Origin of the sequence: Cohnella phaseoli (assembly GCF_003386235.1) — a bacterium.
In the GTDB taxonomy this organism is placed as follows: Bacteria; Bacillota; Bacilli; order Paenibacillales; family Paenibacillaceae; genus Cohnella; species Cohnella phaseoli.
Map to the genome: position 1 here is coordinate 1 of NZ_QRDZ01000004.1, position 19,608 is coordinate 19,608.

The 19,608-nt window shown below is 52.2% G+C and carries 26 protein-coding genes; 22 read left to right on the plus strand and 4 right to left on the minus strand.

Translation table 11 applies throughout. The annotated features are described in order from the left end of the window. Nucleotides 1–339 precede the first annotated feature (339 nt). The gene (locus DFP98_RS06335) at nt 340–1,047 is read left to right on the plus strand and encodes a DcrB/PsbP domain-containing protein (RefSeq protein ID WP_116059732.1); all 708 of its coding nucleotides are present in this window, start codon (nt 340–342) and stop codon (nt 1,045–1,047) included. Nucleotides 1,048–1,087: 40 nt separating this feature from the next. Here DFP98_RS06335 and DFP98_RS06340 read toward each other — a convergent pair whose 3' ends face one another. Beyond that, nucleotides 1,088–1,639, minus strand: a complete 552-nt coding sequence (locus DFP98_RS06340) for an ImmA/IrrE family metallo-endopeptidase (protein ID WP_116059733.1) — start codon at nt 1,637–1,639, stop codon at nt 1,088–1,090. 78 nt (nt 1,640–1,717) lie between these two features. Next, nucleotides 1,718–2,110, minus strand: a complete 393-nt coding sequence (locus tag DFP98_RS06345) for a helix-turn-helix domain-containing protein (protein WP_116059734.1) — start codon at nt 2,108–2,110, stop codon at nt 1,718–1,720. 261 nt (nt 2,111–2,371) lie between these two features. On the opposite strand from DFP98_RS06345, the gene DFP98_RS06350 reads away from it, so the two are divergent. The 21 genes from DFP98_RS06350 (at nt 2,372) to DFP98_RS38940 (ending at nt 18,427) form a co-directional block, all read left to right on the plus strand. After that, complete coding sequence (locus tag DFP98_RS06350) at nt 2,372–2,938, plus strand: sigma factor-like helix-turn-helix DNA-binding protein (RefSeq protein ID WP_116059735.1); 567 nt, start codon at nt 2,372–2,374, stop codon at nt 2,936–2,938. A 108-nt stretch (nt 2,939–3,046) separates the two neighbouring features. Then, nucleotides 3,047–3,892 (plus strand): hypothetical protein, encoded by an 846-nt coding sequence (locus tag DFP98_RS06355; RefSeq protein WP_116059736.1) that lies wholly within the window; start codon nt 3,047–3,049, stop codon nt 3,890–3,892. A 16-nt stretch (nt 3,893–3,908) separates the two neighbouring features. Continuing rightward, entirely contained in the window at nt 3,909–4,094 is a 186-nt protein-coding gene (locus DFP98_RS06360) for a YqzN/YkzM domain-containing protein (RefSeq protein ID WP_116059737.1), read from the plus strand. A 1-nt stretch (nt 4,095) separates the two neighbouring features. Then, entirely contained in the window at nt 4,096–5,544 is a 1,449-nt protein-coding gene (locus DFP98_RS06365; protein WP_116059738.1) for a phage tail sheath family protein, read from the plus strand. A 15-nt stretch (nt 5,545–5,559) separates the two neighbouring features. After that, nucleotides 5,560–5,967 (plus strand): phage tail tube protein, encoded by a 408-nt coding sequence (locus tag DFP98_RS06370; protein ID WP_116059739.1) that lies wholly within the window; start codon nt 5,560–5,562, stop codon nt 5,965–5,967. A gap of 19 nt (nt 5,968–5,986) precedes the next feature. Continuing rightward, on the plus strand, nt 5,987–6,391 hold the full coding sequence (locus DFP98_RS06375) for a phage tail assembly chaperone (protein WP_116059740.1): 405 nt from the start codon (nt 5,987–5,989) through the stop codon (nt 6,389–6,391). A gap of 23 nt (nt 6,392–6,414) precedes the next feature. Then, nucleotides 6,415–6,558, plus strand: coding sequence for a hypothetical protein (locus DFP98_RS38935; RefSeq protein WP_181917514.1), 144 nt, complete (start codon nt 6,415–6,417; stop codon nt 6,556–6,558). A 4-nt stretch (nt 6,559–6,562) separates the two neighbouring features. Then, nucleotides 6,563–8,059 (plus strand): hypothetical protein, encoded by a 1,497-nt coding sequence (locus DFP98_RS06380; protein ID WP_116059741.1) that lies wholly within the window; start codon nt 6,563–6,565, stop codon nt 8,057–8,059. Between the two features lie 38 nt (nt 8,060–8,097). Continuing rightward, nucleotides 8,098–8,727: a LysM peptidoglycan-binding domain-containing protein gene (locus DFP98_RS06385; RefSeq protein WP_116059742.1), complete on the plus strand. Its 630-nt coding sequence runs from the start codon at nt 8,098–8,100 to the stop codon at nt 8,725–8,727. Next, the gene (locus tag DFP98_RS06390; protein ID WP_116059743.1) at nt 8,724–9,689 is read left to right on the plus strand and encodes an XkdQ/YqbQ family protein; all 966 of its coding nucleotides are present in this window, start codon (nt 8,724–8,726) and stop codon (nt 9,687–9,689) included. Before DFP98_RS06385 ends, DFP98_RS06390 begins: the two co-directional genes overlap by 4 nt. After that, nucleotides 9,682–10,101 (plus strand): hypothetical protein, encoded by a 420-nt coding sequence (locus DFP98_RS06395; RefSeq protein ID WP_116059744.1) that lies wholly within the window; start codon nt 9,682–9,684, stop codon nt 10,099–10,101. The genes DFP98_RS06390 and DFP98_RS06395 overlap by 8 nt, the downstream gene beginning before the upstream one ends. Continuing rightward, the gene (locus DFP98_RS06400; protein WP_116059745.1) at nt 10,094–10,543 is read left to right on the plus strand and encodes a DUF2634 domain-containing protein; all 450 of its coding nucleotides are present in this window, start codon (nt 10,094–10,096) and stop codon (nt 10,541–10,543) included. The genes DFP98_RS06395 and DFP98_RS06400 overlap by 8 nt, the downstream gene beginning before the upstream one ends. Then, a complete protein-coding gene (locus DFP98_RS06405) occupies nt 10,543–11,655 on the plus strand; it encodes a baseplate J/gp47 family protein (protein WP_116059746.1) in 1,113 nt (370 codons plus the stop codon). The genes DFP98_RS06400 and DFP98_RS06405 overlap by 1 nt, the downstream gene beginning before the upstream one ends. Beyond that, nucleotides 11,648–12,217 carry a YmfQ family protein gene (locus tag DFP98_RS06410; protein ID WP_425455514.1) on the plus strand — a complete coding sequence of 190 codons (570 nt, stop codon included), beginning with the start codon at nt 11,648–11,650 and terminating at the stop codon, nt 12,215–12,217. The genes DFP98_RS06405 and DFP98_RS06410 overlap by 8 nt, the downstream gene beginning before the upstream one ends. Next, complete coding sequence (locus DFP98_RS06415) at nt 12,217–14,823, plus strand: hypothetical protein (protein WP_116059748.1); 2,607 nt, start codon at nt 12,217–12,219, stop codon at nt 14,821–14,823. The genes DFP98_RS06410 and DFP98_RS06415 overlap by 1 nt, the downstream gene beginning before the upstream one ends. A gap of 15 nt (nt 14,824–14,838) precedes the next feature. After that, a complete protein-coding gene (locus DFP98_RS06420) occupies nt 14,839–15,240 on the plus strand; it encodes a hypothetical protein (protein ID WP_116059749.1) in 402 nt (133 codons plus the stop codon). A gap of 52 nt (nt 15,241–15,292) precedes the next feature. Beyond that, complete coding sequence (locus DFP98_RS39445; RefSeq protein ID WP_220377056.1) at nt 15,293–15,400, plus strand: CD1375 family protein; 108 nt, start codon at nt 15,293–15,295, stop codon at nt 15,398–15,400. Between the two features lie 585 nt (nt 15,401–15,985). Then, on the plus strand, nt 15,986–16,246 hold the full coding sequence (locus DFP98_RS06425) for a hemolysin XhlA family protein (RefSeq protein ID WP_116059750.1): 261 nt from the start codon (nt 15,986–15,988) through the stop codon (nt 16,244–16,246). Between the two features lie 7 nt (nt 16,247–16,253). Then, on the plus strand, nt 16,254–16,559 hold the full coding sequence (locus DFP98_RS06430; RefSeq protein WP_116059751.1) for a hypothetical protein: 306 nt from the start codon (nt 16,254–16,256) through the stop codon (nt 16,557–16,559). Continuing rightward, nucleotides 16,498–17,301 (plus strand): glycoside hydrolase family 73 protein, encoded by an 804-nt coding sequence (locus DFP98_RS06435; RefSeq protein WP_116059752.1) that lies wholly within the window; start codon nt 16,498–16,500, stop codon nt 17,299–17,301. The genes DFP98_RS06430 and DFP98_RS06435 overlap by 62 nt, the downstream gene beginning before the upstream one ends. Before the next feature lie 298 nt (nt 17,302–17,599). Next, nucleotides 17,600–18,427 (plus strand): hypothetical protein, encoded by an 828-nt coding sequence (locus tag DFP98_RS38940; protein WP_181917515.1) that lies wholly within the window; start codon nt 17,600–17,602, stop codon nt 18,425–18,427. Here the strand turns inward: DFP98_RS38940 and DFP98_RS06445 are convergent. After that, nucleotides 18,396–19,040 carry an NUDIX hydrolase gene (locus tag DFP98_RS06445; protein WP_116059753.1) on the minus strand — a complete coding sequence of 215 codons (645 nt, stop codon included), beginning with the start codon at nt 19,038–19,040 and terminating at the stop codon, nt 18,396–18,398. The genes DFP98_RS38940 and DFP98_RS06445 overlap by 32 nt on opposite strands. 6 nt (nt 19,041–19,046) lie before the next feature. After that, on the minus strand, nt 19,047–19,556 hold the full coding sequence (gene mscL / locus DFP98_RS06450) for a large conductance mechanosensitive channel protein MscL (protein ID WP_116059754.1): 510 nt from the start codon (nt 19,554–19,556) through the stop codon (nt 19,047–19,049). Nucleotides 19,557–19,608 lie beyond the last annotated feature (52 nt).

Here is a 19,608-nt window from a genome sequence, read left to right on the forward strand (position 1 = left end):
GAATGGGTCATGAGTCTAGATGACCGGTCAAAATTCTTCTGGCCGAGAAAGAACGTGAAATAAAGAGCATAACTGCGACATGAGTCGGTTTGATATGGAAGACTCCGGAATTAGGGGGTCGCACCGATAAGGCGGAATAACCGCTTTAATTTACCTGAAAATGGAGGGATGCAGGAAATAGGGCGGAATATCCGCTTTAAAAAACTGCTCCTGTCGACCCAATTCCATGAAAAAGGTCGAGTTTTGTTTACATTAGGAGCGAAATCATGTATCCTTGTCGATAATGTCTGAATAAGGCATATATTTCCTAGAGTGGGATAGAGAGAGGTATGGGGAGAAATGAAAAAATCATCTGCTAATCTATTGAAAACGTCGTTGTTTCTGGCTATTCTAGCGTTGGCGCTAAGCGCTTGCGGAGGCAAGGGAGATAAGAACGATGCTTCTCCGTCGGCATCGCCATCCGCATCCGCAACATCGTCCGAATCGCCATCGGCTTCGCCTTCCGAGTCGCCATCCGCATCTCCGTCGGCAAGTCCGTCCGAATCGCCGTCCGCTGAAGCAAGCCAACCGGCGGCTGAAGGCGTTCCGGCAGGCTACAAATTGTTTGAAGATAAAACTTTCGGCACGACTATTCACTATCCGGAAGATTGGACGCTGCAAGAAAATCTGGTCGGTATCGCGATTTTTCTCGCTCCGCTGGAGGGAGCGGATGATAAATTCGCTGAAAACGTCGGCTTCATCATCGAGGACTTGGGCGGTCAAGCGGTTTCCGCAGCCGATTACTTGGAAGTCACCAAACAGCAGCTTCCTAACATGCTAGAAGACTTCGAAATCGTAGAAGAAGGCGCTGCGCCTGCGGAAGAAGGTATCGACGGCTCGTATATTATATATAAAGGCGCTCAAGGCGGCAACGAGCTGAGCTGGCTCCAGACGATAGAGGTAAGCGACGGTAAAGCTTACATCATGACTTACACGGCCAGCCGCGACAGCTTTGATAAATATCTCGATCAAGTCGGAGTAATCGCCGATTCTTGGACTGTACACTAAAACGAAACGTTCTATTATAAGTATAACGCTAGCGCGGCCCTCAACGGGTCGCGCTTTTTCCGTAGGCGTACAGGTTGGCCTGCGTTTCCAGCTTGATCGCTTCCTCCCACAAAATAGCCGCGAATGTGCGTCTTTGCAACTGCTCCAGCCGCTTGCGGGCCAATTCGAACGTAACGCCAAAGTGCAGAGCGATCGTCTCCGCAGCTTCGTCAATTCTAGCCGGAAGCTTCAATTTTCGCAGCATGAAGAAAGGGATGGCGGCGTATAAGACGAAACGGTTAGCCTCGGCCTCCTGGCCTTCGCAGAACAGCTTGGGCATCACGGTCTGATTGCCCGCATGACGAAGAATATGGCACAGCTCGTGCAGAAAGTCCTCCCATTGGGCTTCCCTGCCCAATCTGCGGTCGACCAAAATCGATCTCATCCCCATGTAATCGAGCGCCCGACTCGTATCGTTCATGAAGTGAACCCACACGTCCAGTCGCGAAGCGACCTCCTCGACGTTAAGCTGGGAAGGCGTCAAGATTCCCGATCTGATCCACAAATGCTCGACCCATTGCTCGAACGGAGTCGTTCGGTAATAGTTGTACATGGCTATACCTCGTCTTTTTGCGAATGTATGTTCGTGTGTAAGGCGAAAAGAAAAGCCCGTTAGGGCGGTGGTTGATGGCTAATTTTGCGGATCTCCGGGCTTGCGGCCCTTCTCTTTCTCCATAATAAACTCCCAGAAGCGTCTCATCTCTTCCTTGCGTTCCTCGGGAGCGTTCAAATAATCCTTAAAAAATACGCCATGCTCCGGGTTGCTGATAAACTCCTCGAACGCCGGATATTCACGGGGCGCGCGGACCGCATCGATCGCAGCGTTATCGGTGCGTCCGAGCAAATAATCGGTCGTCGTGCGGTAATATTCCGCGAAGCGCGCAAGCATATCCGGGTCCGGCTTGCGATCATCGGATTCGTAACGGGAAAGTTGGACGTTGCTGATGCCGAGTCCTCGGGCCGCATCCAATTGCGTCTTGCCCAGCTTCTCCCGGCGTTCTCGAAGGCGATTACCAAGTGTCATCCCGATCTTCCTTCTTCAATTAGGTTAACTTTATTATATCATCTATTTCCAAAATGGTAAACAGATTGGTTTACCAAAATGGCAAATATAAGATTGACATTGCCTTAATGGTAAATTATGATGGTTACATCTCCTTTAATACGAACATAAGTTCCTATTAATTAGAAATGGGGAGAAGAAAGATACAATTGGAAGCGACAGTTAGAAGTTCTTTATCTTTTTAGTTTACCAATTTGGCAAAATTATAAAGGGAGTGATTCTATGAAAAGCAACCGTATTACGAATCTTGGAGCGGCGACTTTGGAGAATTACGTAGAGACGAGGCGCCAACTGCTTCGCCAAGCGGACGAGCTGACCGTGCGCATTGCACGAATGGAGCCAATTCGGACGATGGACGAGATGAACGCGCTGCTGGATTTGGATCGGGATCGCGGTTTAGTAATGGAAATGATCGCGAGCTGCTCCTATGTAATCGAGTGGCTGGAGACGGGAAGAAGGCCGGGCAACCGGCGGGGCATCGAAAGGCGGTCCGGCGCCCAGCGCGAAGTGCCGACCGATCCGGCCCGTCTGCCCTCCGCTTCATTATGGGAGAGAGCGGAGGCGGAGCGTCCCTCCGACGAGGCCGAGCGATTTCGCCTCGAAGCCGCCCTTCGAGGACTGACCGAACGCGAGCGCAGCTGCTACACCTTAGCCCGCGGTGAAACCTTCTCCCATTCGGAGATCGCCGCGATGCTGAACATCAGCAAATCGAGCGTCGGCACCTACATCATCCGCGCTCAACGCAAGGTCGACGGCAACATCGGCAGCATCCACATTCTCGTCGGATAGAAAGCTTGTCGTACGATTGCCACCTATAGATGAGAGGAACATTTTGAAAGACCAGGAGGTTGAAAACATGGCCATGATCTCATCTTTCGACAGCCGTGAGGTACTCACATGAGGGCCGGCATTCGAGAGCGGCTGAGTCAGCAGATTCCAACCATCGGAGGGCGCATCTACGAAGCCCACGAATCGGCGGCGACCTTGGACAAGCCTTACATTCTTCTCATCCAAGGAACCGAGTCGACGGATACCGACTGGACGGGATACAGCGCTTTGTTCGAATGCTGGCCGAGCGTTTCGCAACAGTCCGATTTTGCCGATGTGGACGAGCTGGCGAATCTGATTGTTGAAGCGTTGGACGGGCAGGCTCTTGTCGATCCCGTATCGCAGGCCGAGTTCACATGCCGCTATGAAGGCACAGTCGGCGCGGATAAGGTTGATGCCGATCGGGATGTAATCACTCGGGGGCTTCGGTTCTTGGTAATCGGAGCCCGAGCCGCCGAGGAGACCGTGCAGGACGATTGGTTGGACGCTTTGTGCGACTGGACGCTAAGTACGCTGGGAGAGCCAGAATGGCAGGCGTACGGCAACCAGTGGCCGGCGAACTATACGCGTCCTTCCGTCCTCTGGAGATGGGATAGCTTCGAGACGGTTGCGGGCTCCAGGGTTTCTACGGTAGAAGTGCGCAAGAAAGCGATCGGGCACGTGGTTGGTCGATCGCTGAACGAGCAGACGACGACGGTCGCCTCCCTAACGCAAAGCTTGAGCGAGGCTGTAAAAATTCCGCTTAATCCGCTTGAGCGCCGGTTCTTGACCGTAAGCGCGCCGAACGTCGATCTGACGCGGGATGCGGTGACCGAGGGGCAGATTTACGCCACCTTCTCGCGCAAAATCGAACGCTATGCCGAACAAGGCCCGCTGATGCGGGAAGTCAGGATTCAGCCGAATCCAAATTCATAAACGAGGTGGTACACAGATGGCAAACAAGAAGAACCCCGAGGCGGTTTATTCCCGGGACGAACTGATTCATCATGCAGTCGAGCTGTTTCAGGCTAAGCCTGAGGCTGTAATCGGGGCGCTGCACTCTGCAGGCAAAAACGAATTTACCGTCGACGAAGCGAGACGCTTGGTCGGACAATTTCTGAAAGGGAAGGTGCTGTAACATGGCGGGAGGAACTTGGAGCGCGACGGACAAACCGGTATTGCCGGGATTTTATATGACTTTTCAAGCTGCTGCGGCAGCTGCGATTCAACCGGGGGCAAGGGGGACGGCCATCGTTCCGGTGAGGGCGCATTGGGGCCCGGCGAATGAATTTGTGGAGATTTCCAGCGAGGCCGATGCTGCGAAGGCATTCACGCGATCGGAGTCGGACGGCGCAACTGCGTATCGTACCATTCGATTGGCTCTGCTCGGCGGAGCGAAGAAGATCATCGCTTATCGTTTGGCGGCAAGCAGTGCGGTTGCATCTGCACTGACTTTGGCCGATACGGCTGGAACCCCTGCGAATGTGCTGAAGCTGACGGCGAAGTATTCGGGCGCTCGGGGCAACGACTTCAAGGTAACCGTTCAAGCGAATGCGGTCGATGCTGCGAAAAAGGATCTTAAGCTGTTTGAAGGAACGACGCTTCTGCGCACGTTTACATTTGACGGCGATTCGATTCAAGCGGCGGCGGACGCCATTAATGGCGATTCCGGCAACCTGTGGGTCGTAGCCGAGAAGCTGGCCGAGGGTAGCGGTACGCTCGCTAACGTCTCTGGCGTTTCTCTGAGTGGCGGCGACTCCGGCATTTCCGGCGTGTCGAATGCTGACTATTTGGATGCGCTGGCCGCTTTTGAGACTCGTGAGTTTAATGTGATCGCGCTAGATGGCGTATCCGACGCCTCTCTTCACGCCAGCGTTGCGGCTTGGGTAAGCCGATTGCGCAATGAAGGCAAAGGCATTGTTGCGGTTCTCGGCGGCACTGCGGCGGACGATACGGCGGCGGATGCAGTCGCGAAAGCAATCGCTCGCAGCGCTTCGCTGAACCATGAAGGAATCGTAAATGTCGGTACGGGCGCCAAGCTTGGCGACACAGCATACAGTTCCGCTCAAATTGCCGCATATGTTGCCGGCTTGATTGCAGGCCAGGGCTTGAGCCAATCTACCACTTATGCGCCGTCTCCGTTCGAGGACGTTACTCGTCGCTGGACGCGGGCGGAGCAGGAGCAAGCGGTTCGCGGCGGCGTTTTCTTGCTTGTACATGACGGACGTCTCGTTAAAGCGCTCCGGGGAATCAACAGTCTCGTTACGCTGCGCGAGGGCCAGAACCATCCGTGGAAAAAAATCCGTACGATTCGCGTCATGGACAGCATCAACTCCGACTTGCAGCGTACGGCCGAGGATTCCTACATCGGTAAGGTGAACAACACCGAGGAAGGCCGTCTGGCGCTGATCAGCGCTTGTAAGCAATACATGCAGTCGCTGGCGCAAGCCGGCGTCATTGAATCCGATGGTTACGACGTATACGTCGATCCGGAGTTTACTCCGGAGCCGGACCAGGTTTTCCTGAAATGGGAAGCTCGTCTGACCGACGTTATGGAACAAATTTTCAGCACGTTTATCGTGCGATAAGGGGGAACGAGGAACATGATGGATCCGACAAGAGCGATTTTGGGTACGTACGGGCAAGTGTTTATCGACGGGGTGTGGCAGACGAACATCAACAAGCTGGAAGCCTCCGTCGAGGTGGAGAAGCGCGAGCTGAAGCTGGCGGGACAGGAATGGACCGTTCATAAGCTCGGCACGAAGAAGGGCACGGGGACGATGAGTGGTTATAAGCTGACCAGCGATATGATCAGCCGCGGCTTCGTGAAGTTTAACATCATTAACAAGCTGTCCGATCCGGAGTCTTACGGCTTCGAGCGCATCGAGCTGATCAACTGCGTTCCTGACAAAATTCAACTGGCGAACTGGACGGCCGGCGAGGAAGTGACGGAGGAGACTGCGTTCACCTTCGAAGGATATCGTCTGCTTGATCCGATCGTAGCCAATTAAGAAGAGGAGGAACGAAAACATGTCTTTCGAACAATTGACGGAAGAACAGATTTTGCAGCGCCTTCTGGGCGCAGATACGCTTCCTGAACGTGCCGTTCGCTTGGAGCGGCTGGACATTCCGGTTAAGCTGCGTGGCCTGACAGGCAAACAAGTGTTCAGCATTCGCGAACGCTGCACGGAGCGCAAGGAGAAGCGGGGGCAGACGATTGAGCGTTTGGACGAGGAATTGTTTAACGTATCGTTGATCGCCGCTTCGACCATTTCCCCGAACTGGGGTAATCCGCAGCTGCTGGCCAAGTTTTCTGCCAGCGGACCGGAAGAAGTGATCAAGCGTATTTTGCTGGCCGGCGAAATGTCCGCGCTCGGCGACGTCGTGCTTGATCTGTCCGGCTTCAATACAGAGCTGGAAGACGTAAAAAACTAATCCGATCCGGGGCGCTCGCCGGCATGATTCATGCGTTGTGGGTTCGCCACCACCTGCGCCCCGGACAGTTCTGGAACCTGCCTCGCGGCGAGCAGCTGTTCCTAATGGCCAGCATGGAGCTGGAGTGGGAAGCGGAAAGAGCGATGTCGGCGAAGGAAGGAGGATGATGGAATGGCAGGCGAGCAAATTGAAATTATTATAGACGCGAATGGCTTGGCAAGAACGGAACAAGTATTCCGTTCTCTGGACCGATATATGGAGCGGCTGCATGTGCGGGCTTCGCGGCTGGCGCGGATGCAGATCCGCCCTGTCATTCAATTGATCGATCGAGTAACGGAACCGCTGGAGAGAATTAAAAACACATTACAAGCAATATCTTCTACAAATTGGACACCTTTGATTGAGCTAAATCCTAAGATGGACAGTGCGGTTTTTGCTCTCAAAGGCACGGAGGCTGGGATGGCTTTTTCGGACAGCTTCTTAGCCGAATTTGACTCGGACAAGCTTGCGGATAAGGTGAAGCAATCTCTTGAAGGCGTTTCCGTAGACGTAAATGTTAATCCATCTGAGGGTGGCGGCAGTGGTGGCACTAGCGTAGGTGATATTGCTCTAGCTGTCGGTACCGGTGTTGCGGGTTCGGCTATATGGTCTGGACTTGCGAAATACGTTCCTAAAATCTTTGGAGCTATAGTAACTAAAGGAAAGGTCAAGTTTAATCCACCTGTTATAGCACCTCCCCCCTCTAATGGTGGTGTAACTAAAGTACAACAAAAGAAGATCGAAAAAGCAAAACGAAAGCAAGGTAGTTCTAAACGTAATGAAAATAAGAGTGACTCCGGGAAGCGGAATAATGCACAACGAGTTAAGGGGAAAAAAGCGAATACAGCCCGACCCTCAGTGCCAGACGCAAGTAAAGTACCTGAACCTAAAGGTTCGAAGTTTGGAAGAGTTTTGGGTTTGGGGAAGAAGGTGCTGTCCAAATTTGGCGGTGCCAAAGTAAATTCAATCGTAGGCTTATCTGCCGTGAGTAGCTCAGGTATATTAGGCAGCTCTCCGATTGGTAAAGGCACAGCTAAAGCTGCTGGTTCTATCGCTAAAACCGCTCTAAAGATAGGTGGAAAGGCATTTGCTCCGCTTGGTCTAGCCACCAGAGCAATTTCAATCTTCAGTGCCAAACCAGGCAAGGAGAGAAACAAAGCGATTGGCGGCGCACTCGGAGGTTGGGGAGGTGCGGCAGCGGGTGCGGCAGCAGGTGCAGCGATCGGCTCAGTCATACCTGGTATAGGTACTGCAATTGGAGGGGTGGTTGGAGGAGCGATCGGCGGACTTAGCGGATCGGCAGTGGGTGAGAAGATTGGAGAGCTTGCTACAAAGGCTTCTGACACAATTAAAGATATGGGCGGTAAGCTTAAAGGTTTCTTCTTTGGAAGCAAGAAAAAGGAGAAGGAACCGAACCCGGTGGCCTTGCCTACTCCTGCTCCGGTGTATTCGGTAGGATCCTCTCAACCGACTAGCGTCCCTACTTCTGTGCCGATTAGCGTAAATGTTCCATATGGTGCGATACAGATTACTGTGAATAGCGCAGATATCGATTATGAGCAGATTTCTAATCGAATCGGGGGGCAACTGGCCTCCTCCATTCAACAAGCCGTGGAGAACAGAGTTTGATTTTATTACCGGTTTTATGAGAAAGGGGGAAGGCGGCCATGGACATTTACCTCGTTGAATCCTCTGGCGAGAAGTTTCATTTTCCGGTAAATCCGGAGGAAATCACGATCCAGCGAGAAAAACAATTGGAGACATTGAACATTTTATCTTTAGGGGAAGCGGAATTGTCTCAAGGGGAGAAGGTGAAGACGATTTCCTTCTCTTCTTTTTTTCCGGTTGAGTACGACGCAAGTTATTGCAGGTACATCGAACTTCCGCGTCCACACACCGCTATGAATCGATTAACGACTATTATGAATCGAAAGCAGCCTGTTCGACTGCTCATTTCGGATACAGCGATTAACGTATTAGTTAATTTATCTGCGCATAACACGACTATTAAAGGTGGAGAACCTGGCGATGTAAACTATGAAGTCACATTCCGCACACATCGTCCGCTGAAGGTTCGTTCCGTTTCATCATCCAAGAATTCTATCCAAAGAGCGCGCCCCGACAGCAAACCTGTGCCGAAAGTGTACCAGGTGAAGCCTGGAGATTCCTTATGGACGATTGCCAAATTGGAGTTAGGGGATAGTTCAAAGTGGCGTGCAATTTACGATAAAAATAAATCGGTTATCGGGCCAGATCACAACTTGATCAAACCGGGACAAAAGATGGTGATGCCATGAGTTTCGAGGTTGTTCTGGATAACCGTTATTTTTTGAGCGAGTTAGTTCAAGAGATCTCACTCGAAGAATCTTTGGAAGAGATATCTTATAGGGCTAGTATTCGTCTGGTTGTTACACCTGATCTGCCAGGAATTATTCCGGGGCAAGAAATACGAATTTCGGGCATTCCCTATGGTGGAACCGGGATGACCTATCTTCTACACCCGGGAATTGTATGGGAATGCTCAAGCTCGAATAGTGGCACGAAGTACTTGAGTCTCACTGTTTATGATCGCACGATCTATTTAGCTAAATCGGAGGATGAACGTTTGATGCCTTCTGGACAAACAGCTTCCGATCGTCTGAAGTTGTATGCGAAAGAGTGGGGAATTCCGGTTGGCAACTTGCCGGACACTCGAATTTCTCTTGCTAGGAATATCAAGCGTACTCAAACTCTTTACTCCATGATCCAAGAGGATCTTAAGGAAACTGCAGATAAAGGGGGAGAGTTATTCAGGCCGCGAATGACTACGAGTGGGCTGGAGCTGATTAAGCTTGGTGACAATAAGACGAAATGGGATCTGGAAGTGATTGAGGATGTCACCCAGAGCCGTACGTTGGAAGGTGCCGTCACCCAGGTCAAAGTTTTGGGAGCGCAGGCTAGTGATGAGAAGCTTGCACCGGTTTTGGCTGTGGTCAAGAAGGATGTAGAGAAGTTCGGAACGCTTCAAAAGGTGATCCAAGACAGCAAAATCGAGACAATCGATCAAGCTCAAAAAGCTGCACAGAAAACGCTTATCGGCATTCAAGAGACATTCTCGGTTACAGCCCCGGATATTAACTTGATTCGTGCAGGAGACGAAGTGCGATTGAACGGGACAACGTTATGGGTAACACGTGTCACCCATCGGCTTGGTACGCCTGGACATATGGATCTGGAGCTTGCCTTACCTGGTAAAGTCAGGAGGGATTACCTTGTCTGATCCATTCAAAAGTTTGGTTTCGACACTGGAGAGCCGCTTCTCTGGGATTAGCGCGAAGTCGTTATCCGGCATTCCATCAGAACTGGGATTAATCACCTCAAGTGGTTTGAAGTTAGATTCCTTCAAACATGAAATTCCGGATTTCCTTGTTGCCGAATGGGTAGCGGAACTGGAGCTACCCGCCTTTTCCCTAGTTGGCACAATGATCGCTCCGGTGGACGAGACAGGCAACCCTACTGGGGGCGGTGCGCCCTCTCAGCGGACGCGATTTGATTTTGACGAGACAAAAATAGGAGAAGTGCGGCTGAATTGGTCTGCCGGGATTAAGCCCGGAGACCGCGTGCTTGCCGTTCCGGTGAACGGCGGTAAGGATGCCGTCATCGTCTGTAAGGTGGTGAGCTCAGGTGGCTAATTTATTTCCAACGGAATTACCGGTGGAGGAACCGGAGGAGTTGGTAGACTCCGGCGTGTTTTTCGGGCGAAGCTGGCGTTTTGACTTCGAAGCTGGCGAGTTCGTTACGACGCCGACCGGGAAGGTTGCCGTCAGCGAGGGCAAGGATGCTTGGGTCGAATGGTGCAAGAAGGCGTTGCTGACTGAGCGTTATCGTCATCTTGTTTATTCACGGGATTATGGTCAGGAGTTCGAAGAGCTGCTTCGTTCTGGACTGCCTCTTTCCGCGATTGAAATGGAGATTCAAAGAATTGCGACTGAGACGCTGATGAGCGATCCCCGGACCGCGAGTGTTGACGATTTTATGTATGAATGGTCGGGAGATAGCTGTCATTTCAGCTGCGTTGTCTCCAACGTCCATGACGAAACAGCGGAAATTCAAGGAATGGCGGTGAATGTGTAATGGCGATAATGCCGGAATTTTTGCAGGAACAGACGGAAGAAGTAATGCTGTCGAGAATGTTGGAGCGCGTACCCGCGGATCTCGATAAGTCGGAGGGTTCCTACATTTGGGATTCGCTAGCTCCTACGGCTTATCAGTTATACAGGGCTTCCGAGTGGGCGCGTGAGGTGCTGGACCGAGGCTTTGCAATGACGACTTTTGGCCCGTATTTGAGGATGCGCTGCGAGGAACATGGTGTGATTCCAAGGCCAGCCGTTGCGGCAACTGGATTCGTTGTGTTGACGGGGAGTGTGGGCGCCGCTATTCCTCTCGGTTCCAGAGTGGCGACTCCTGCGGATGAGATGACGGAAACATCGTCAATAGAGTACGAGACGACAGAAGCTGGCACTCTTGGCAGTCAGGGTGAGGCGATCTTTCCGATTCGTGCAGTCGATCCAGGCAGCCGTGGCAACGTGCCGGTCGGCGCAGTCAGCTTGCTCGTTCAGGCGATTGCGGGGGTAACGGGAATTACAAATACAGCCGCGATCATAGGGGGAACGGACGAGGAGTCCGATGAAGCTCTGCTCGCTCGCTATCTGTTGAAGGTGCGTCAGCCTGGTACAAGCGGCAATAGGGCGGATTATCAGCAATGGGCGCTGGAAACGCCGGGAGTCAGCCGGGTTCAAGTGGAACCGTTATGGAACGGTCCGGGAACGGTCAGACTCTACGTGCTGGGCGAAGATAAGCGTGCTCCTAGTCAGACAATTGTTGATGCTGTACAACATCACATTTCTCCCGCTGCCGGTCAAGGAGAAGGCAAGGCTCCGATCGGCGCTGCAGTAACGGTGGAAGCTGCGGTCGAAGTACCGCTTCATATAGAAGCTAAACTGACGCTGGCAAGCGGATCGACATTGGAGCAAGCTAGGGAAGATTTTGAAGCGGGACTGGTCGATTATTTGGAGCAGCTTGCTTTTGTCGATCCGCTCATTCGTTATAATCGGATCTCGGCTATTTTATTGGACATTCCGCGAATCGTCGATTTTGAACATTTGTTGGTGAGCGGCGGTGTCGATAATATCGATTTATCGCTTGGCGAAGTCGCGGTAATCGGGACGGTGAGCTTAAGTGAGTAACTATGCGATGACAAGCGTCCGGGGAAAGGAGATGATGTCCTTCCTCCCGGACTATTATGCGACTTCGAGAGTTATGAGCGCCAATATGGAGGCTCAAGGACAGGAATTGGATGCGTTATGGCAGGCGCTTGATGGAACGCTTGAGCAATATTTTGTCTCGACGGCGACTTGGGGCCTAGAGCATTGGGAACGTGAGCTGGGCATTACCATTGATGCTTCCAAACCTGTCGCGCAAAGACGTAGCGTTATTTTGTCCAAGCTGCGTGGGATCGGGACGGTGACGGTCAGTCTCATCAAATCGGTAGCCGAAGCCTATGACGGTGGGACGGTCGAGGTGACGCTTCAGCCGGAGGCCTACACGTTCACGATAAAGTTCGTGGATACAAGGGGGATTCCTCCCAACCTGGACGATCTCAAAGCCGTCATTGAAGAAATCAAACCGGCGCACCTGGCTGTCGAATATGCGTTCACCTATACCCAGTGGAGCGAGCTGAGGCAGAAGACATGGGGAGAACTCAATAACTTCACCTGGGGCGAAGTGATGACAAGGAGTTGGAGCTAATGGCGGAAGTTACACCGAATTTAGGTTTGAAGAAGCCGCTGGAAAGCGAGTTTGTCAGCATTCAAACCCTTAACGAAAATATGGATAAAGTCGATCAGTCACTGGGTCCTGTGGAAGACTTGCCTACTACGGCCAAAAACGCGGCTGGAGCGATATCGGAAATATACGATCAATTGACTGATAAGCCTCATGAGCAGTTGACGTTGACCCCAGGTGTCCAAGTCGTCCAAGGCGGTGACGTTCCCGCTATCCTTCGCTCGACGATGCAGGGGCGGACCCTTGTTAATTTGTTGGGGCGGGATGGGAATTGTGAGGATTTGAGTAAGTGGAGCAAAACGCAAACGAGTGGTACATCATCGCTTAGTACGGACACAACCAACAAGGCATGTGGTAACCAATCCCTAGTTGTGATGGGTTCCGCAGTCAACTCAGTAGCCATGATGTATCTACTAAGCCCGTTGGTTCTGGATATTTCAAAAAATTATTTGGCTGTCGGTTACGCCCGATCCCAGTTGCCCGCCACACTAACAATTGGAACATCTGCTGGTATTACGGCTGGCGGTACAATTTCAAATTCAGTAACAGGTAACTCCGTGGCTTGGAATATGATATATGCAGCGTTTAAACCAACAACGACAAGTCCACTATATGTATCGGGCAACGTGGAAGGCAATGCAACGATGGCCCCAGCAGCAGGGTTTGACGGATTCCGATTGTACGAGATTACTGCCCCCGAAAAAACATACATCGACAGCCTGACGACTACGGCAGCTCAAACGTATATCGCCGCCAACTATCCCTACGTAGACGACATGAAGCACGTTAATGCCGTCTACTTAGAGAATAAGGGGAAGAACCTGCTTCCGCCGTTTTCGGAATGGACACAGTATGCGGGATCGTCTATCATCACGGGTTCCTATAGCGTCACACTGAACGCCGGTTCAACAATTCAGTTTGATATTTCATGTATGCCGAACCAAGTGTATGTTTTTAGCCTGTCAAATACGGGTGGGAAAATCTCAATTGGTACATTTGACGAGAATATGATATTTCTTGCACAGACTAGCAATGTGACAACAGGCTCTACAAGCAAAATAACAGAGGCGAACGCGAAATACTTACGAGTAATAATCGATACAACCGGCTTGAGTGCGAAAAACTTTTCTAACCCTATGCTTAACATCGGCTCCGAAGCTCTCCCATTCGAGCCGCAAAAACCATCCTATCTCTACCTACCAGACTGCAACCTGCGCTCCAATGTAGACGGCAGCGTAGTAGATCGGCTGTATACGGATGGACAAGGCAAACCGAGGGTGATGAGGCGTTTCAGGGAGATAGTGCTGGATGGTTCGTTAGTGTGGGAGTTTGTTGATGGCACAAGCGGTTCTAAACGTGTTTCATTTGCATCAATCCCAGGCAGCAATGCAACGGCTATTAAGTTTGACGGTAAGATATTGAGAGCTGCCGCAGAAACTTACGGAAATCCCGACTCTTTCGCTGCCTCTTCGTCTGGAGCAATGTTTTGTTTATCAAACGATGACACTGGATGGGGAGAATCCTACACACCTACAGCTAATGAGATTAAGGCTTATTTCTATGGGTGGAGGATGTATAACGACTACACAGGTTTGAATTTCAACCAGGGAGATGACCCGATTCATAAAAAGTGGACCCCTGTTCACATGCCTTGGGATGGACAGGGAATAGCTTCAGTCGTGCCAACAAATTTTTCAAGTAGCTATTCTCCCTACCGCCTCATGTACCAACTCGCCCAAAGCATAGACGAGCCAGTCACCTATGAAGGCTCCTTGATGCTGCATGAGGGCGAGAATCATGTCGAGGTCGGAACGGGGATTGTGGTGAGGGAAGCAGTTGCCCCGAGTGGTATTGCTTTAGATAGGTATCATATCAATACAAATGTTAATGGGATTCCGAAGTTATTAAAAAACAGACCTGATCGGATCGCTGAAATGTTCAAAAATTCCGTTGTCGATGATTGGGTCAAGGGAAGACGGAATTCAGATTCTGTTGCACTGTCAGTGTATGGCTACGGGTACGCCTATATTCAAAAAGACAGATTCAACCCAACCGCCGCCTATTCCGTCACCTACCTAGCACTCGACGCATACACACTCGGAATTGCCCCGCAGACGATCAGCGCGGAGTATGCGCCGAATATCCGTGAGTCTATCGAATCTCTTGTGCGTGAAGTCGTCGAAGCTAGGACTGAAACATCCGTCTTGAAAAACACGAAGGCGCAGGAGCAACAGCCGCAATGGATTGCGCCGACGCTGCGGAATGGGTGGGAAAACTATTCGAATACAGGAGGTGTTCTTTATACCAACGCCTCTTATCGTAAAAATGAGCTTGGGTATGTTGAATTAAAGGGACTAGTAAGCCAGGGAACTGTCGGAGTTGCTGCTTTTGTTCTTCCAACAGGTTATCGACCGAGATCATATCGAGTTTTTGCAGTTCATGCTGAAAGCGGCGGAGGTACCATGGTCCACGGAGAGGTTATTGTTTTTCCGGACGGTCAGGTAAGGGTATACGCTAGTTCTAATGTCTACTTCGGCTTCGACGGAGTTGTGTTTGAGGCCGAACAATAAGGAGGTACCGCCAAAATGAAAGAAGCCATAAAAACAGACCTTAACGGCTTTTACGTCGAACCGGTCATCGTACCACTCTCGCAAACAGGCGTAACAGAGATTCTAGAGATAGCGCCATCCGAAATGGAAGAGGCTCTAACTGGCTACATCGTCGCCGAGAAAGTCCCAGAAGGGCTGTTTACGCCCCGATGGGATTTTTCTAACTCGACGTGGATTGAGGGGATGGAACAGGAACAGATCGATGAGATTCGGAATGCGCCAAGGCCGTTGTCGCCCGAAGACAGAATTGCGCAGCTTGAAGCGGAGAGCGTCGAGGTGATGCTAGGACTGACGGAAATCTATGAAGCGCTGGCAGAGACGAATGCGGCGCCGCGGCTGCAGAAGCTGATGAGTGTGTTTTCCTCCGCGAAGCGATAGGCTCCGATAGAATCATACGGCTATCCATCCACAAATAAGGAGATGAAGAAACATGGCCCAAATCTACGCCAATCTGATCCGCAAAGGCATCAAAACGCTTGACGAAGTTCCGGAGTCCAAAAGGGCGGAAGTGGAAGCTATTTTAAACAGCGATGCCTAGTAGAGCGATTCCGAAATAACGTAATGAAATTCACCTGGAGATGTGCAAGACGACTGGCCAAGCTTAGAGCGTCCAACCACGATATTGAACGGCTGCAAGCGTGCTGGCCAAGCTTAGGGAGTCCAACCCGCGATATTGAACGGCTGCAAGAGTGCTGGCCAAGCTTAGAGCGTCCAATCGCTATATTACGCGGCTGCAAGCGTACTAGCCAAGCTTAGAGCGTCCCACCGGCGATGTTGCGCGGCTGCAAGAGTGCTGGCCAAGCTTAGGGCGTCCAACCCGCGATATTGAACGGCTGCAAGCGAACTGGCCAAGCTTAGAGCGTCCAACCACGATATTGAACGTCTGCAAGCGTACTAGCTAAGCTTAGAGCGTCCCACCGGCGATCTTGCGCGGCTGCAAGAGTGCTGGCCAAGCTTGCAGGTTTCCGATGTCTGGATTACGTTGCTTTTGAGTCGCTCTACTAGTCTGCATGAATAGTATCGAAGACCGCTCCGATCCTGTAACCACTACAGGAAAAGTCGGATCGCTGCAACTAGCAGCCTATTTTTACAAAACTACAACTACACCCAGGAGGTGTGACCCATGTCCAGCGAAGAAGCGCGCGTGCTCTCGGAAATTCGGGAGCGCGTCGTTAGGTTGGAGACGAAGATCGATGCGATGACCGATGTCCGCGATACGGCGGAGGCGGCGAGAGACACGGCGCTTGAAGCGCTGCAGTCGACGAGGTCGGCGCATCTGCGGATTGACGAGATTGCCGATAATCAGCGTTGGCTGTGGCGGACGCTGGTCGGGGCGATTATCGCAGCCGTGATTGCGGCCGTGACCAACCTGCAAGGAGGTTGAATACACTATGGACAAACTGATCTCTATGACCGACGAGGTGGCTCTTCTCGCTCCGATCGTCGCCGCCTATGTAGGCGTCGTGAAGGAGTTTCGCGTGCCAAGCCGCTATTATCATCTCGTCAGCCTGCTCATTGCTACTGTATTTATACTCGTTCCCCAGCATGTTCAGCAGACGCTCGCGACGATTTCCATTATCGGACTGACGGCGTCGGGCGTCTATCATTTTACGAAGAAGAGAGAGGTGCAATCAGATGGTCAAGCTCAGCAAAACGGAGTTTATCGCCACACTGGCGCCGATCGCGATACGAGTTAGGAAAGAGGGCTCCCCCCTGTTTCCTTCCGTGCGGCTTGCGCAAAATCTGCTCGAGACCGGGGGAGTCATCCATCCGTGGTACAATCTCGGCGGAATTAAGGTAGGCAGCGGTAAACCGAATGGTTACTGGAAAGGCCAGTATGTGCGCAAAGGGACATGGGAGGTCGAAAATGGGACGAGAGTCGATACGACGGCCCTTTTTCGCGCCTATGACAGTATCTATGATTTTTACAAGGATCAGGATCTGCTATTCCAGCTTGCCCGTTATGAACGTGTGAGAAAATCGACAACACCCGAAATGCAAGCCGAGGCGTTGCGCCTGTGCGGCTATGCGACGGATCCGCAATATGGATCGAAGATCGTCTCGCTAATCAACGCCAACAAGCTCAAGCGGTACGACGAGGAAGCCGCCAAGCCCGATCCGGTAAAGCCGCCTACGAAGCCGCCGGCGTCTGAACCGGAGCCGCTGCCGATTCCCGTTCGTCTGAACGGCGAGCTACTGGCGGAAGGCCGTCTCATTTCCGGTCAGACCTGGGTAGCCGCCAGAGTTGTCGGCGAAGCGCTGCAGCTTAAAATCGGCTTTGCCAACAAAGCCGTCACCGCGAACGGCAAGTCGCTTCCGACATTGTTGTTCGGCAACGTAGGGTATGTTCCGATAAGAGAGTTGGCCGCTGTCCACGACAAGGCGAAGATCGTCTGGAGCGCGGCCGATACGTCAGTCGACATTAAGACGACGAGCTAGGGCGTGTATGCAAACCCGCTCAGAGGTATCTTTCACCGCCTTTTCGCTCCCTGCTTCGTCACTTTTGCTTGACGTACCCCGGTACGCCTTCACAAAAGTTCCTTGCATGGAACGAAAATTCGGCCAAATCTACTATCTTCGGAGTATGCATACTCGCCCTAGTTATATCCCTGCATATTAGGCGTCAGTACCCTCCCAAGCCTCCTCTGCATATGCTATAGGCAATTCTACTGCCCGCAAACTGCAACCGCAATCGCGACCCGCGCAGGCGGCATAACCTGGAGGGGGCTGACCCGATATGTCGCGCATTCCGAATTTTCCGCAGAGCCTGCTCGATGAGCACAAAAACTGGCATCACGCCCGTCACAACGTCGATATTAACAACCCGCCGCCCGGCTATGGGCTGCAATTTTTGCAATTTCACCGGGATTTTATCGGTCGTGCTCAGGCTTGGTATCGCGAGAACGGTTTAGATCCCCGGCTGCTCGAAGCGTGGGTATCCGTTCCCGAAGCGATCCGCAGGTCGCCCTGCTACAATCAGGCGGCGGAAGCAAGAATTCTGTTCCAGCCGGAGTCGTTCGCGAGCGCCGACGAGCTTGGACGATTTATCGAATCATCGAACCTGCACGGCTGTATCCATCAAGAAGCTGCAAGATTGTACGGAGAGCCTGAGCTTAACGATTTCGACTTCGCTCCTCGCTATACGGAGTTTTACAACATTCACAATATGATTGATCGTTGGTATCGCAACTGGGAAGGGCTTGGCCGTTTTCGAGCGGATGGCGGTTACTGGTACGGTTCGTTCGAAGGAAAAGGCGACGAGATTCTGTTGTACAATTCCTTGTTCGGAGACTGGTGGCTAGGAAAGCTGAGCGAAAATCCTTCGGAAGGGGAACGCTCCAATGAAATCCGCGTGGAGTGGAAGTCGATCGGGGATAGCCGCAAATTCGGGCCGATGAACGACGGCCGTCGTTTCCGCATCTGGGATGCGGACGGGGACGGCAAGCTTGAAGTGCTGTTTCAGCATCCGCAGCAGGGCGAATGGGTAGAGGGAAAAGTCCGGAACGGACGGATCGGCTGGGAGCCCGTCCGGCTTATTGCCGAACGAGCGCTTGCAGAAACTTGAATATGGAGACGTAGTAGCTCAAATCCCGCTCGACGAAAGAGCTGCGGGCGACTTCGACTTCCGCTGCCTGCAGCTTGCCCTCGCGCAGGGCAACGCCGCGTGCGTGGACAAGCTCTCGCCGACCTTCTATCAGTTCGATCAGTTCATCTGCATCCGCCTCGTACAATCCGGCGACTTCTTCCTCCTGCAGCCGGAACTCCGTCAGCTTCATAGCTACTTCCAAGCCATAGACGCGGCTGATCTCGTTGTCGATGTAAGCCGCTCCCCTGACAACCCCGGAGCCTTGCTCGCGAACGACTCCGAACTCGCTTAGCCTCTCGAAGCCCACATCCAAGCCAAGCTCTTCCCGCAGTTCTCGAACGATCGCTTCCGGCGATTCGCCGGCCTCCAGATGGCCGGCCGCTGTAATGTCGAAGCAGCCGGCGCCGGTGTCCTTGTTGGCCGAACGCTGCTGAAACAAGATTTTGGCGGCGATCCGGCCCTCCCGGTCCTCGCGGCGAACGAGCCAGCAATGGACCGTATGATGCCATAGCCCCAGCCGGTGAGCTTCCTTGCGTTCGGCGGTGCCAATCCAGACGTCGTGTTCATCGTAGATGTCGAATAGTTCCGTCAACGCTCTTTACCCGTTAGCTGGGGAGGCTTGTCCGACCGGCTTAACCTCAGAGGTACAGTGAGAGCAGCGGGAGGCCGCCTTAGGAATTTCGGACAGGCAATACGGACATTCGCGCGTCTTCGATTCGACAGGAGCCGGCGCTTCCGCTTCCTTTTTACGATTGAGCTTGTTAATCACCTTAACGAGCAGGAATACGCATAGGGCAACTAGCAGGAAATCGATCAGTATGTTGATGAACGCCCCGTAGGCAATGACTGCGGCCCCGGCTTCGCGCGCTTGGTCCAGCGATTGCGGCACTTTTCCGCCATCCAACGTCTTGGACGGATCCAGATTCCAATACAAGTCTTTAAAGTCCACATTTCCCAAAAGCTTACCGATAGGAGGCATAACAATATCGTTGACGAGCGAGGTCACGATTTTGCCGAAAGCCGCCCCGATAATCACGCCGACGGCAAGATCCACGACATTGCCGCGCATGGCGAACGTTTTAAACTCATTGAAAAAAGATTTAATCATACCGTACCTCCCAAATTTTAGGGTTTATTTGAAAAGGAATTCGCTGGCACTC

Coding starts and splice junctions, on each gene's coding strand:
- DFP98_RS06435 (WP_116059752.1), top strand. CDS start 16,498: ATGGTCAAGCTCAGCAAAACGGAGTTTATCGCCACACTGGCGCCGATC.
- DFP98_RS38935 (WP_181917514.1), top strand. CDS start 6,415: ATGATTCATGCGTTGTGGGTTCGCCACCACCTGCGCCCCGGACAGTTC.
- mscL (WP_116059754.1), bottom strand. CDS start 19,556: ATGATTAAATCTTTTTTCAATGAGTTTAAAACGTTCGCCATGCGCGGC.
- DFP98_RS06355 (WP_116059736.1), top strand. CDS start 3,047: ATGAGGGCCGGCATTCGAGAGCGGCTGAGTCAGCAGATTCCAACCATC.
- DFP98_RS06370 (WP_116059739.1), top strand. CDS start 5,560: ATGATGGATCCGACAAGAGCGATTTTGGGTACGTACGGGCAAGTGTTT.
- DFP98_RS06425 (WP_116059750.1), top strand. CDS start 15,986: ATGTCCAGCGAAGAAGCGCGCGTGCTCTCGGAAATTCGGGAGCGCGTC.
- DFP98_RS06420 (WP_116059749.1), top strand. CDS start 14,839: ATGAAAGAAGCCATAAAAACAGACCTTAACGGCTTTTACGTCGAACCG.
- DFP98_RS06380 (WP_116059741.1), top strand. CDS start 6,563: ATGGCAGGCGAGCAAATTGAAATTATTATAGACGCGAATGGCTTGGCA.
- DFP98_RS06405 (WP_116059746.1), top strand. CDS start 10,543: ATGGCGATAATGCCGGAATTTTTGCAGGAACAGACGGAAGAAGTAATG.
- DFP98_RS06350 (WP_116059735.1), top strand. CDS start 2,372: ATGAAAAGCAACCGTATTACGAATCTTGGAGCGGCGACTTTGGAGAAT.
- DFP98_RS06385 (WP_116059742.1), top strand. CDS start 8,098: ATGGACATTTACCTCGTTGAATCCTCTGGCGAGAAGTTTCATTTTCCG.
- DFP98_RS06360 (WP_116059737.1), top strand. CDS start 3,909: ATGGCAAACAAGAAGAACCCCGAGGCGGTTTATTCCCGGGACGAACTG.
- DFP98_RS06390 (WP_116059743.1), top strand. CDS start 8,724: ATGAGTTTCGAGGTTGTTCTGGATAACCGTTATTTTTTGAGCGAGTTA.
- DFP98_RS06375 (WP_116059740.1), top strand. CDS start 5,987: ATGTCTTTCGAACAATTGACGGAAGAACAGATTTTGCAGCGCCTTCTG.
- DFP98_RS06430 (WP_116059751.1), top strand. CDS start 16,254: ATGGACAAACTGATCTCTATGACCGACGAGGTGGCTCTTCTCGCTCCG.
- DFP98_RS06365 (WP_116059738.1), top strand. CDS start 4,096: ATGGCGGGAGGAACTTGGAGCGCGACGGACAAACCGGTATTGCCGGGA.
- DFP98_RS06335 (WP_116059732.1), top strand. CDS start 340: ATGAAAAAATCATCTGCTAATCTATTGAAAACGTCGTTGTTTCTGGCT.
- DFP98_RS38940 (WP_181917515.1), top strand. CDS start 17,600: ATGTCGCGCATTCCGAATTTTCCGCAGAGCCTGCTCGATGAGCACAAA.
- DFP98_RS06415 (WP_116059748.1), top strand. CDS start 12,217: ATGGCGGAAGTTACACCGAATTTAGGTTTGAAGAAGCCGCTGGAAAGC.
- DFP98_RS06340 (WP_116059733.1), bottom strand. CDS start 1,639: ATGTACAACTATTACCGAACGACTCCGTTCGAGCAATGGGTCGAGCAT.
- DFP98_RS39445 (WP_220377056.1), top strand. CDS start 15,293: ATGGCCCAAATCTACGCCAATCTGATCCGCAAAGGCATCAAAACGCTT.
- DFP98_RS06345 (WP_116059734.1), bottom strand. CDS start 2,110: ATGACACTTGGTAATCGCCTTCGAGAACGCCGGGAGAAGCTGGGCAAG.